The sequence below is a fragment of the Sphingomonas sp. S-NIH.Pt3_0716 genome (assembly GCF_003950715.1).
Lineage (GTDB): Bacteria > Pseudomonadota > Alphaproteobacteria > Sphingomonadales > Sphingomonadaceae > Sphingobium > Sphingobium yanoikuyae_A.
Genome location: NZ_QLJK01000016.1, coordinates 1 through 12,913 on the forward strand (window position 1 = coordinate 1; position 12,913 = coordinate 12,913).

Annotated in this window: 9 protein-coding genes and 2 tRNA genes; 3 read left to right on the top strand and 8 right to left on the bottom strand. The window is 64.0% G+C overall.

Annotated elements, in window-relative coordinates; genetic code table 11:
• Window positions 1–2,216: TonB-dependent receptor domain-containing protein (locus tag BRX37_RS14015; RefSeq protein ID WP_125987688.1), on the top strand; the 2,216-nt coding region annotated here is incomplete at its 5' end.
• A gap of 324 nt (window positions 2,217–2,540) precedes the next feature.
• On the opposite strand, the gene BRX37_RS14020 is transcribed toward BRX37_RS14015, so the two are convergent.
• The 8 genes from BRX37_RS14020 to BRX37_RS14055 form a co-directional block, all read right to left on the bottom strand.
• Window positions 2,541–3,041 (bottom strand): hypothetical protein, encoded by a 501-nt coding sequence (locus BRX37_RS14020; protein WP_125987690.1) that lies wholly within the window; start codon window positions 3,039–3,041, stop codon window positions 2,541–2,543.
• A 148-nt stretch (window positions 3,042–3,189) separates the two neighbouring features.
• A tRNA-Lys gene (locus BRX37_RS14025) sits at window positions 3,190–3,265 on the bottom strand.
• Between the two features lie 59 nt (window positions 3,266–3,324).
• Window positions 3,325–3,400 (bottom strand) — tRNA-Lys (locus BRX37_RS14030).
• A gap of 120 nt (window positions 3,401–3,520) precedes the next feature.
• The gene (rodA, locus tag BRX37_RS14035) at window positions 3,521–4,633 is read right to left on the bottom strand and encodes a rod shape-determining protein RodA (RefSeq protein ID WP_125987692.1); all 1,113 of its coding nucleotides are present in this window, start codon (window positions 4,631–4,633) and stop codon (window positions 3,521–3,523) included.
• Window positions 4,633–6,732 carry a penicillin-binding protein 2 gene (mrdA, locus tag BRX37_RS14040; RefSeq protein ID WP_125987694.1) on the bottom strand — a complete coding sequence of 700 codons (2,100 nt, stop codon included), beginning with the start codon at window positions 6,730–6,732 and terminating at the stop codon, window positions 4,633–4,635. Before mrdA ends, rodA begins: the two co-directional genes overlap by 1 nt.
• Entirely contained in the window at window positions 6,729–7,256 is a 528-nt protein-coding gene (mreD, locus tag BRX37_RS14045) for a rod shape-determining protein MreD (RefSeq protein ID WP_017499256.1), read from the bottom strand. Before mreD ends, mrdA begins: the two co-directional genes overlap by 4 nt.
• A complete protein-coding gene (mreC, locus tag BRX37_RS14050) occupies window positions 7,253–8,173 on the bottom strand; it encodes a rod shape-determining protein MreC (protein ID WP_004212358.1) in 921 nt (306 codons plus the stop codon). The genes mreD and mreC overlap by 4 nt, the downstream gene beginning before the upstream one ends.
• Before the next feature lie 17 nt (window positions 8,174–8,190).
• Window positions 8,191–9,237: a rod shape-determining protein gene (locus BRX37_RS14055; RefSeq protein ID WP_004212359.1), complete on the bottom strand. Its 1,047-nt coding sequence runs from the start codon at window positions 9,235–9,237 to the stop codon at window positions 8,191–8,193.
• Window positions 9,238–9,371: 134 nt separating this feature from the next.
• Here BRX37_RS14055 and mutL point away from each other — a divergent pair, with 134 nt between their 5' ends.
• Both mutL and BRX37_RS14065 read left to right on the top strand, forming a co-directional pair.
• Window positions 9,372–11,186 carry a DNA mismatch repair endonuclease MutL gene (gene mutL, locus BRX37_RS14060; RefSeq protein WP_125987696.1) on the top strand — a complete coding sequence of 605 codons (1,815 nt, stop codon included), beginning with the start codon at window positions 9,372–9,374 and terminating at the stop codon, window positions 11,184–11,186.
• Between the two features lie 11 nt (window positions 11,187–11,197).
• Entirely contained in the window at window positions 11,198–12,901 is a 1,704-nt protein-coding gene (locus tag BRX37_RS14065; RefSeq protein ID WP_159366413.1) for a recombinase family protein, read from the top strand.
• Window positions 12,902–12,913 lie beyond the last annotated feature (12 nt).

The window sequence follows — 12,913 nt, forward strand, 5'->3', positions numbered from 1 at the left end:
TCGTGGGCTGCACCAAGCTGGCGAGCGAGCCGGCGTCGGTCTGTGCGCCCGGCGGGGCGCGCAACCCCTATACGATCGGGTCGAACATCCTGATTTCGGCGCTGGCGCCCAATGGCCGCATCACCGCCTCCAGCGTGGCGGGCAATCCCTATGTCGGGCAGGTCATCAATAATGACGGCACGACCCGCCCGTTCAACACCGGCACGGCGGTCGGCACCACCGGCTTCCAGTCGGGCGGCGACGGTTACCAGATCCCGACCACCGGCGCGGCGGTCATCCCGCTGACCACCTATCAGGCGTTCGGTCGTCTGAGCTATGACCTGACCGACGATATCAACGCCTTCGTCCAGGGTAGCTGGTCACGCTCGGACCTGGAATATTCGACCCAGGTGAATGCGCTGGTTCCCGCGTCGCAGGGCGTCACCATCTACAAGGGCAATCCCTATCTGTCGTCCGCGCTGAATTCGGCGCTGACGTCCGCGACGGACAGCTACACGGTCGGCCAATATGATGCCGGCCAGCCGACCGCCATCGCCAAGGAGCGGACCGATTACTGGATGGTCAATGCCGGCTTCACCGGCAAGCTGGGCGGGCTGGACTGGAGCGCCACCTACTCGCATGGCGACTCCAAGCACATCCTGGCCAATTCCGGCCTTTATGACAGCAAGAAGCTCTATGCGGCGGCCGACGCGGTGGTCGATCCCAGCACCGGCCAGATCACCTGCCGGGTGCTGCTCGATCCGACCTATGCCAGCCAATATGCGGGCTGCAAGCCGATCGACGTGCTGCATGGCGATCCGTCCAAGTCGACACCGGAAGGCTATGCCTATGCCACCGGCACATCGCGCTACCGCGCGAGCATCCGGCAGGACAGCTTTGCGGTGAACCTCAGTGGCAGCCTGTTCGACCTGCCGGCCGGGCCGGTCGACTTCGCGGTCGGCGCGGAATATCGCAAGCAGACGCTGAACCTCACCAGCAATGCCGATCCCTCGCTGCTCGACACGGCGGCCGAGCGCAGCGCCTATTTCGCCGGCCTGCGCGGGGTGCCGGCCACCACCAACTTCTACTGGCTGACCAATGTGGGCACGGCGCATGGCAGCCTGAACGTCAAGGAAGCCTATGCCGAACTGGCGGTGCCGATCCTGAAGGACAAGCCCTTCTTCCGGGAACTGAGCATCAACGGCGCGGGCCGCATCACCGACTATTCGACGTCGGGTACGGTCGAGACCTGGAAGGTTGGCGCAACCTGGAAGCCGGTCGATGACCTGCTGCTGCGTGCCACCCTGTCGCGTGACATCCGTGCGCCCAACCTGTTCGAACTTTATTCGGGGGCGCAGAGTGGCATCGGCATCGTCAATGATCTGCAGACCGCCGATGGCAGCTATGGCACCGGCCTCAACCAGAATGTGAACACGGTCACCAGCGGCAACGCCAATCTGAAGCCGGAAAAGGCCAAGACGCTGACGATCGGCGGCGTGCTGACGCCATCCTTCTTCCCCGGCTTCTCGCTGTCGGTCGACTATTACAAGATCAAGGTCACCGGCCTGATCGACACGCTTTCGTCGCAGCAGATCATCACCAACTGCTATAATGCGGGCGGATCGGGCGTGGCCGAATGCGGCCTGATCGATCGGGCGACGCCGACCAGCCTGCCCTCGCTGGTGCATATCGTGCCGGCCAACATCGCCTTCCTGAAGACCGCCGGCATCGATTTCGACGCCAGCTATCGCACGGCGCTGGGCGACGGGGCGCTCAGCCTGCGCCTCTACATGAACTATCTCGACAAGTTCGATGCCCAGCAATATGCGGGCGCGCCGATCGCCCATTATGCGGGCGTCAGCGTGGTCGGCAGCAACCCGGCCGGCTTCCCGCGCTGGCGCGGCAATTTCTCGATCGATTACAGCAACGGGCCGTTCGGCATCACCCTGTCCGAACAATATATTCACAAGATGCGGCTGGATATTCCCGGCGGGCCGGTGCCGATCGAGTTTGTCGACGATAAGGTGAAGGCGGTCTGGTATACCGACCTGGCCATGCGCTTCACCGTGCCCCAGGGGAATGGCAATTTCGAGCTGTTCGCCAACGTCAACAACCTGTTCGACAAGCAGCCGCCGATCATTCCGGGCACCGTGCCGGGGGTGAACCTGCCCACCAATATCGCGGTCTACGACTTCATCGGCCGGGCCTTCACGGCGGGCGTCCGCTTCAAATTCTGATAAAAGCCGAAGAGCCATTCGGGGCGAGCCGCTGGAGGCCGGATCATCCGGTTTCCAGCGGCTTTTTCGTGTCGATGGGGTTGGCCAGCCGACTTGGAGATACCGGCGCCAAATAGCCGCAAAAGCGCCCAATGGCGGATCTGCGGTCGTCGCCTTTCACCGTCCTGTTCGGGTCGTTTGACGCTTGGGTTGAGTAGGAGGTGCTGCCTGGCATTGAGAGCGGGGCGCTGGATCGGCGCGATATGGTGGCGGTCGTTGCTGCTCTCCGTGCATGGGAAGCTGACGGGACATGGAGGCAAATGGGATCGCAAGTCGGGGAGATGTTCAGTCGGACTTCTTTGCTGAATAAGCGAACGCTGTGGAATATTTATTCCGCCATAGTTCGTCCTGCATCTGAACGACGATCATTCGCTGCCGAGCCTGTGCAAGTAGCTCTTCAACCTTGTCGTCTGGAACGAATATCCAATGAGATTTCGCTGGCTCGATTGTAACTGGGCATCGATCCTCCAATCCAAAATTAGATAGTGAGCTATGGCACCAGCCGATCCGGATAGGCAAACGTCTATACCGGACCATGTGTTTTATGCGTTCCCAAAGCGTGGTTCTGCGCCACGGATAAACGAATGAAACATTTGTGATGTGGGCAGCACTTGCTGACGGGTTCTGGATCGAAATCCCTAAGCCACCTGTTGTTTTGCCCTCAACCGTTTCCACAGCAAAGGTCAGTCGAACTTTGACTCTCGGAGACGCTTGCCTTGCGTTCCAAAGGAACACCATTGTCGATAGCACTGCGCCGTATATTGCAAGATAGTCGGTCAGCTTCATTCAACGATCCCCCTCGCGTCACAATCTATGCGTGAAACGATACACTGCAACACAGTGTGGAGGCTGGAAATACGCTAGAAAGCAAATCGCAAGCAGCTTTTGAAGTTGGCCCCATGTTTGGTAAATCGCTGTATTTGCTATGAAGTTTTGGTGGACGCACTTGGGCTCGAACCAAGGACCCGCTGATTAAGAGTCAGCTGCTCTACCAACTGAGCTATGCGTCCACACTGGCCTATAAGCGATCCGCTGGGGGATCGAACCTGCATCAGGCCGATGCAGGATTTGGTGGACGCACTTGGGCTCGAACCAAGGACCCGCTGATTAAGAGTCAGCTGCTCTACCAACTGAGCTATGCGTCCATTCCCTTGCCGGTCAGTCTTGGTGGCTGATCGCTTCGGTGTGGGCGGGCTGTTAGCAGGCACATTTGATTCTGCAAACAGTAAATTGCGTTATCGCACAATTTTTTCTCGATCGACCGCTCAGGCCCAGTTGCCGATGCGCGTGGTGCGCTTGGTCGAGCGGTCGATCGACATGATGATGCCCACGCACAGCATGACGGTCAGCATCGACGAACCGCCATAGGACATGAAGGGCAGGGGGATGCCGACCACGGGGGCAAGGCCCATGACCATCATCAGGTTGATCGCCATGTAGAAGAAGATGGTGGTGGTGAGGCCTGCCGCGACCAGGCGCGCGAACTTGTCGGGCGTGCGCAACGACACGCGGATGCCCCAGCGGAACAGCAGCATGAAGGCGCCGATCAGGAACACGCCGCCGGCCATGCCCCATTCCTCCGCCATGGTGGCGAAGACGAAGTCGGTATGGCCTTCGGGCAGATATTGGAGATGGCTCTGCGTGCCCTGGAGGAAGCCCTTGCCCCAGATGCCGCCGGAGCCGATCGCGATCTTCGACTGGCTAATATGATAGCCCGCGCCCAGCGGATCGCTTTCCGGGTCCATGAAGATCAGGACGCGCTTCTTCTGATAGTCATGCAGGAAGCTGAAGGCGATCGGGATGATCGCGGCGACGGTGAGGCCGGAGCCGATGAACAGGCGCAGCGGCAGGCCGGCCAGGAACATGACGGTGATGCCGCCCGCCAGGATCATCGTGGCAGTGCCCAGATCCGGCTGTACCAGCACCAGTGCCCAGGGAACGCCGATCAGTACCAGCGCGGGCCAGATGGCGTTCCAGCGGCGGATTTCCCCCACTGGCAGCATCGCATAGAAGCGGGCGACCGCCAGCACGATGATCGGCTTCATGAATTCCGACGGTTGCAACTGCATGAAGCCCAGGTTGATCCAGCGCTGGCTGCCGCCGGCGACGCCGCCGATCAGTTCCACCAGCACCAGCGAAATCAGCACCGCGCCATAGGCGGGGAAGGCAAAGCGGGCGAACAGCTCCAGCGGGATGCGGCTCAGCACCAGCGCCATGACGGCGAAGATGACGAAGCGCACCCCCTGGTTGATTGCCCAGGGGGTGATGCTGCCGCCCGCGGCGCTGTAGAGCACCAGCGTCCCGAACAGGGCAATGGCGGCAAGCAGGCCCAGCACGCGCCAGGGAAATTCGGTGACGGACTGGGGTATGATGCTCATTACGGGTTTCCAGGGCCTGGGGGCGCGGGCAGGTCGTCGCCATCATCGGCGTCCGCCGGGCGCGTCGCTGGTGGTGGCGGGCTGGCGGCGGGCGTGCTGGCGGTTGGCGCGGTCGCATTTGCGGCCTCGCTGCCATTGGCTGCGGCGGCCGGCGGCGGCGCCTGTCCCTTCTCGATCGCCTTGGCCAGGCGGAAAGCGGCCATCTGCCGGGCCTGGCGTTCGGCCGGGGTGCCGCCCCAGCCCTTTTCCAGCGTGACCAGCTTCTCCATCGCCTTCTGCGGATCGAACAGATAGGACATGGTATCGCTGGCGATCATCGGCGCATCCTCGTTGCGGATGGTGTGGCCACCATGTTCGATGATGCAGGCGATGGCATAGCGAGGATTGTCGAACGGTGCGAAGCCCTGGAACAGGGCGTGGTCGCGCAGCTTGAAGGGCAGGCCGGCATTGCCGCGCACGCCGCCCGCGCGCTCCGCCATGGTGATGCGACGCACCTGCGCGGTGCCGGTCTTGCCGGCGATCAGCACGTTAGGGATGCTCATGCGCGCCGCGCCGCCGGTGCCGCCGCCATTGACCACCGCGCTCATCGCGTCGCGGATTGTCACGAGATGCTCCTCGGGCACGCCGACCAGTGCCGGTTCGGGCCGGGCCGCACCATGCAGGAAATTGGGCATCAACTGCCGTCCGGTCGCCAGGCGCGCCGCCATCACCGCCATCTGCAGCGGGTTGATCAGCATATAGCCCTGGCCAATGGTCGCGTTGACGGTGTCGTACACCTGCCATTTCTGGTTATACTTCTTGAGCTTCCACGCCGGGTCTGGGACTGTGCCATAGCTCTGGCTGGGGAAGGGCAGGTCGAAGCGCTGGCCCATGCCGACGCGCCGGGCCATGCTGGCGATGCGGTCCATGCCGATCCGCTGGGCCATCTGGTAGAAATAGATGTCGCAGCTCTGGGCGATCGCGCCGCGCATGTTGAGCGGGCCGTGGCCGCGCTTCTTGTGGCAGTGGAACAAAGTGTTGCCGACGCGGATCGCGCCGCCGCAACTGACCGTCTCGGCCGGCGATACGCCCGCCTCGAGCAGCGCCAGCGCCACCATCGGCTTGACCGTCGATCCGGGCGGGTAGAGGCCCTGCAGCACCTTGTTGCGCAGCGGGACATGGTCGTCCTTCGACAGCATTTCCCATTCCAGATGGCTGATGCCGTCGGAAAAGCTGTTGGGGTCGAAGCTGGGCATCGATGCGCAGGCGAGCACGTCGCCATTATGGCAGTCGATCACCACCACCGCGCCGCTCTGGGTGGCGAGGCGCCGGCCGGCATATTCCTGCAGGCCCGCGTCGATCGTCAGCTTGATCGGGTTGCCGGGCGTGTCCGGGCGGGTGGTCAGTTCCCGCACGATCTTGCCGCGCGCGGTGACTTCCACCCGCTTGGCGCCGGGCTTGCCGGTTAGATGCTCGTCATAGGCGCGCTCCAGCCCGTCCTTGCCGACCTTGAAGCCCGGCGTGATGAGCAGTGGATCCTTGCGCTTCTTATAGTCTTCCGCGGTCGCCGCGCCGACATAGCCGAGCAGATGGCCGACCGTGGCGCCGGCGGGATAATGGCGGGAAAAGCCCTGGCTCGGCGCGACGCCGGGCAGGTCGGTCAGGCGGACGGAAACGGCGGCGAACTGGTCATAGGTCAGCTTGTCGGCGACCTGAACCGGGCGGAAACCGGCCGACTTGTCCAGTTCCTCCTTGATCCGGTCGACATCGTCGGGCTGGAGCGAGAGGAGTTGCGCCAGATGGCCCACCGTCGCCTCGGCATCGACGATCCGCTGCGGGATCAGGTCGACGCGGAAATCGGTGCGGTTATTGGCCAGCGGCCGGCCGTTGCGATCGACGATCCAGCCGCGCCGGGGCGGGATCAGCGTCAGGTTGACGCGATTGCTTTCCGACAGGAGCTGATATTTCTCGTTCTCGGCAATGCTGATCCAGCCCATGCGGCCGACCAGCAATGCGCCGATCGCGCCCTGCAGCCCGCCGACCACCATGGCCCGGCGGCTGAAGGTGAAACTCTGGGTGGCTTCGGTGACGATCTTGCGCTTGGGCGTCGGGAATTTCATGCCATCACGCGCCAGCGGTCGATCCGGGCGCATTGCCGGACGACGAAGGGAAAGAGCAATATCGTCCAGAGCATTTGGGGCGCGACCAGCAACAGTTTCACAGGACCTCCGCCGGTAATTCGCGCGAAGAAGACGCCGCCGGCCAGGCAGAAGATAATCGCCATGGTCGCGATTAACCAGTCCTGACGATAGCTGCGCCAGACGAGCCGATGCTCGATCGCGTCGATGCCGATCAGCATCACGGTCCACAGGAACATGGCCGAACCGATCGGCTGGCCGCTCATCATGTCGTCGAACAGGCCAAGCGGCAGGCCGACCCAGGCGCGCCACAATTCCGGGCGCAGCAACCGCCAGGCCAGCAGGACCAGCAGGCCGAAGGGCGGCATCGCCGGCGACTGGGCGATGACGGGCAGGATCGTCAGCATCGACCCCAGCATCACGGTCACCACCGGCGTTCCCGCCAGGCGCCAGCGCGACGGATGGCGGCCCAGGCGGGGAACCGGCGGCAGATTGCGATCGATCATGGCGTCGCGGCGTTCCCGGCGGCCAGGCCATTGGGGTCGCTGGTCGCGGCCACGCCCGGATCGGGGCGGGTCACGATCTGCTCGAAGGCGCGCTCCACCACCACGGCATCGACCTTGGTCGGGTTGGCGAGCGGCACGCCATAGGCGATCTCGCCCTGGACGCGGACGACCACGGCGACCGGGATATTGGGCTGGAAGATGCCGCCAATGCCCGACGTCACCAGCAGATCGCCCGGCTTGAACGGGTTGCGACCGGCCGCCAGCGCGCGGATCTCCAGGGATCCGTCGCCGCCGCCGGTGGAGATGGCGGGGACATTGTCGTTGGCGCGGCGCACCGGCACGATATTGCTCGTGTCGGTCAGCAGCAGCACTTCGGCGGTGTTGGGCGTAGTCGTGTGGACGCGGCCGATCAGCCCTTCGGCCGCGCGGACCGGCATGCCCGGACGCACGCCCTGCCAGCTGCCGGCATTGAGCCGGGCGAAGCGACGCGCGCTGCTGGCGGACGAGCTGATGAGGCGCGCCGACAACAGCGCGCTGCTGTCGACATCGACCAGCTTCAGCAGCTTCTTGAGCCGCGCATTTTCCTGCGCGATGCCCTTTGCCTCGATGATCCGGTTGCGATCGGCCTCGACTTGACGGCGCAAGCCGACATTCTGGGAACCGGCGCGCCAATAGGCGGCCAGAACCTCGTCGATCGAACTGACGCCGCTCACCGTCCGCTTCATGCCGGTGGACAGGGGGCGGGTGATTTCCGCCGTCCCTGTCCGGATCGCGGCAAAGCCGGTCGGATCGAAGATGGCCACAACGATCAGCAGCAGCGCGATCGCTGCCCCGGCCATTGCCACCACATAGCTGGCGAAGAGGCTATATTGCGCCTTCCGGTTATGACCGGGGCGTCGGCTGGGTGGCCGCGCCATCGTCTATGTCCCCCGGATCAGGCAGTCTGCAACACGCCCCGGAAGATCGGATCCTCCATCGCGCGGCCGGTGCCGATCGCGACGCAGGTCAGCGGATCTTCCGCGATGGTGACCGGCAGGCCGGTCTCGTCGCGCAGTTCATCGTCCAGCCCCTTGAGCAGCGCGCCGCCGCCGGTCAGGACGATGCCCTGATCGACAATGTCGGCCGCCAGTTCGGGCGCGGTGTTTTCCAGGGCGATGCGCACGCCTTCGACGATCGTGCTGATCGGCTCGGCCAGTGCGTCGGCGATCTGGCCCTGGTTGATGCTGATTTCCTTGGGTACGCCGTTGACGAGGTCGCGACCCTTGATGTGGATCGTCTCGCCGACGCCGTCTTCGGGCGGCTGGGCGACGCCGAACTGCTTCTTGATGCGTTCTGCGGTGGCTTCGCCGATCAGCAGATTATGGTGGCGACGCACGAAGCTGACGATCGCCTCGTCCATCTTGTCGCCGCCGACGCGGACCGAGGTGGTGTAGGCGAGGCCGCGCAGCGACAGCACGGCGACTTCGGTGGTGCCACCGCCAATGTCGACGACCATCGAGCCGATCGGTTCGGTCACCGGCATGTCGGCGCCGATCGCGGCGGCCATCGGTTCCTCGATCAGGAACACCTGGCTGGCACCGGCATTGCTGGCGGCGTCGCGTATGGCGCGGCGCTCGACGCTGGTCGAACCCGACGGCACGCAGATCACGATTTCGGGCGCGCGCCAGGGGCTGTGCTTGCCGCCATGCACCTTGTTGATGAAATGCTTGATCATCTGCTCGGCCACGTCGATGTCGGCGATGACGCCGTCGCGCAGCGGGCGGATCGCCTCGATCGAATCCGGGGTCTTGCCCATCATCAGCTTGGCATCGTCGCCGACCGCCTTGACGCGCTTGACGCCGTTCAGCGTCTCGACCGCGACCACGGAAGGTTCATTGAGGACGATGCCGCGGCCACGGACATAGACCACGGTGTTGGCGGTACCCAGGTCGATGGCCATGTCCTGGGAGGAAAATTTGAAGAGGCGCGAGAAGATCGACATGCTTCATCCTGTTTCGCCCGGTTGCGCCGGGACGGCAGTGTTCGTGTCCGCGCTCCGTCCCGCCCAAATCTATGCTGGAATATTTTTGGGGTCGCGGCTCGCGGAAAGCGCTCGCTTGGGCTAGTCACTAATCAATGTCAATACGCCGTCTGCCCGAACATCTGGTCAATCGCATTGCCGCAGGCGAAGTGGTCGAAAGACCCGCCAGCGCGCTCAAGGAAATCGTCGAAAACGCGCTGGATGCCGGCGCGACGCGCATCGCCGTGCGCCTGTCGAGCGGCGGGCTCGACCGGATCGAGGTCAGCGATGACGGCTGTGGTATGGATTCGCAGGACATGGCCCTGGCGCTGGAGCGCCATGCCACCTCCAAGATGCCCGACGACGCGATCGAGAATGTCGCGACGCTGGGTTTCCGGGGCGAGGCGCTGCCCTCGATCGCCTCGGTTGCGCGCCTGTCGATCGACAGCCGGCCGCGCGGCGCGGATGGTTGGAACCGCACCGTCGACAATGGCGTGCTGGTGGCCGAAGGGCCCGCCGCACTGCCGCCCGGCACCCGCGTCACCGTCGACCAGCTCTTCGCCAGGGTGCCTGCGCGGCGCAAATTCCTGCGCTCGGCCAAGTCGGAATATGCTGCCTGCCTCGACGTCATGCGTCGCCTGGCCATGGCCCATCCGTCGGTCGCCTTCTCGGTCGAGCATGATGGCCGCCGCGTGCTGGGCGTGCAGGCGGGCGAGGCACGGGAAGAGCGGGTCGCCGCGCTCACCGACCGGCAGCTGGCTGACAATCATGTGATCGTCAGCCTGGAGCGGGACGGGGTGCAACTTTCCGGCGTTGCCTCGCTGCCGACCTACAATCGCGGCGTTGGCGATCATCAATATCTGTTCGTCAATGGCCGCCCGGTCCGTGACCGACTGCTGATCGGCGCGCTGCGCGGTGCCTATGCCGACATGCTGGCGCGCGATCGCCATCCGGTCGTCGCCCTGTTCCTCGACGTCCCGCCGCTGGAGGTGGACGTCAATGTCCACCCCGCCAAGACCGAGGTGCGTTTCCGCGACCCGGCGCTGATTCGCGGCATGATCGTCTCGGGCCTGCGCCGCGCGCTCGACGCGGAGGGCTTTCGCGCCGTGCAGCATGCCGATCCGGCCGCGCTCAACGCCTGGAGGCCCGAACCGCTGTCGCCCACACCGATCGGCGCCATGCCGATCTTCGAGGCGGCGGCCACGCCCTATGCGCCGCCCAGCTACAGCCAGTTCGCGCCATCCTCGCCCGCCGGCTATCAGGGCGTCGGGGATCGGCGGCCGAGTTTCCTGACCCCGCCGCCCCAGGCGCGGGCCGAACCCGCCGCCGCGCCCGCCCCCGAAGGGCACAGCTTCCCGCTGGGCGTCGCCCGCGGTCAGGTAGCCCGCACCTATATCGTCGCCGAGGCCGAGGATGGCCTGGTCATCGTCGATCAGCATGCCGCGCATGAGCGGCTGACCCTGGAACGGATGCGCCGGGCGATGGAGGGGCAGGGCGTTGCGTCGCAGGCGCTGCTGCTGCCCGAGGTGGTCGAACTGGACGAGCCAGCCTGCGACCGACTGGAGGCGCGGGTCGCCGAACTCAAGGAATTTGGCCTGGAACTGGAGCGCTTCGGTCCCTCCGCCATGCTGGTGCGCGCCACTCCGGCGATGCTGGGGCAGGGCGATGTGCAGGGGCTGGTCTCCGACCTAGCCGACGATCTTGCCGCCTATGACAGCGCGCTGTCGCTCAAGGAGCGGCTCGATCTGGTCGCCGCGACCATGGCCTGCCACGGCTCGGTCCGCGCGGGCCGTATCCTCAGCGTCGCGGAAATGAACGCTCTGCTGCGCGAAATGGAAGTGACCCCGCGCTCGGGCCAATGCAACCATGGCCGGCCCACCTGGGTGAAGCTCGACCTAAGTGCGGTGGCCAAGCTGTTTGGCCGCCACTAAAGGGCGACCATATGCAGAAGGCTATCATCTACATTCGATTCTCGACGCTCGAACAGCGTGAAGGTGTCTCGCTTGACCGGCAGAAAGAGCGCTGCCTGGAAATGTGCGAGGCGAACGGTTGGGATGTCGAGACCATCCTGGTTGATGAAGGCAAGAGTGCATTTGCGGGAAAGCATCGGGATGCCGGAGCAGCGTTCGGTGATTTTGAAGCGGCGGCTCGCCATGGCATCCATGCGGGGAAGGTGCTGGTTGTCGAACGACTCAGCCGACTGTCGCGTCTCGACTACAATGAGACATACGATCTCATGCGCGTCCTCAACAAGAATGGCGTGACGGTCGGATGCTGGGACGGCGGCCGTATATATAAGGCCAACGAGCCGATCGAATTCGTCTCGGTTATCGAGCTTCTCGTCAAAGCCAAAACGGCGAACGAGGAAAGCCAGACCAAATCGGATTTCGGCAAGGATAAGTGGGCCAGGCGGCGCGCAGATGCAGCGTCCGGGAAGGTTGCCACGTCGAATGGACCTGCCTGGCTTCAGTTGGACGCGAACCGGAAGTGGGTCGTGATTGAGGATCGCGCGCAGGTGGTCCGACAGATTTTCGAATGGGCCGACCAGGGCGACGGATCACTCCGGATTTCTCGGCGCCTGAACGAGGCCAAGGTGCAGCCGTGGGCGCGCTACGCCAACCGAACGCCGCGATGTTGGGAGCGGAAGCAGGTTTCTCGTATCATGGCGAACCTGGCGGTTATCGGCGACTATCAGATGATGATGGAGGACAGCGACGGAAAGCCTGTCCCCGCTGGCGAGCCGATCCGGGGATACTTCCCGCGCATCATCGAGCCGGATGTCTTCGAGCGGGTCAATCTCGGCGCCGACGATCGCAAAATCATGAAGGGTGGCGGGCGGTCAGTGGCTGTCGCCAATTTGGCATCCGCGCTGACGCGATGCGGGGTGTGTGGCGGTGCGATGGAGTATGTGCGTAGCCGGTTGAAAGGCGCGACGGTAATTCGAGACGGCAAGGAGACTGCGCCCCTCAAGCAGGATCAGGGGTATCTATATTGCCGTGTCGCCAATCGGCGCGGCGACTGCGTCAACAGAACGTCGATCGCCTATGTGGGCTTCGAAAGGGCGCTGCTCGATAGCGCGCTGCATCTCGCCCTGGACGATGCTTCGTTCTCCAGGGTGGACGAGGTCGGGCGCCTGACCGTCATGATCGCGGACAAGCGTCGGGATTACGCTGCGGCGTTTTCCCGCGCTGAAACGCTGTTCAATGCCTTCGCGGAAAGTGCGAGCGACATGGGTATGAAGATGGCGCTTGAAGCGGAGCGAACCGCGAAGGCGGTCCAGGCGGAAATCGACGAGCTTCAGGTTCAGAAGGATCGGGCATCGGGGCAGGCTTCTGCGGCAGAACATCTGTCGCGGCTGAATGAAATCCGCGAGCAGCTTTATGATGACGATCTCGATGTGCGCCGGGTGGCACGGTTGAAGGTTGCAGCCGGGTTGAATTCCGTAATCGAGAAAATCGAGTGCCAGGAGGATCGCCGCGTCTTCGTCCGCTATAAGCGCGGTGCCCGCGTGTCGATCATCTATCCGGGGCGTGGGCGACGGCCTGCCTACAGCTTTGATGTCAATCTCGCGAAGCCTGGCGACGATCATTCTGATGATCCGAAAGTGCAGGCGCTGATCGGCCGCATGAAGCTCGAAGCGGAATGACGATATGCCCCC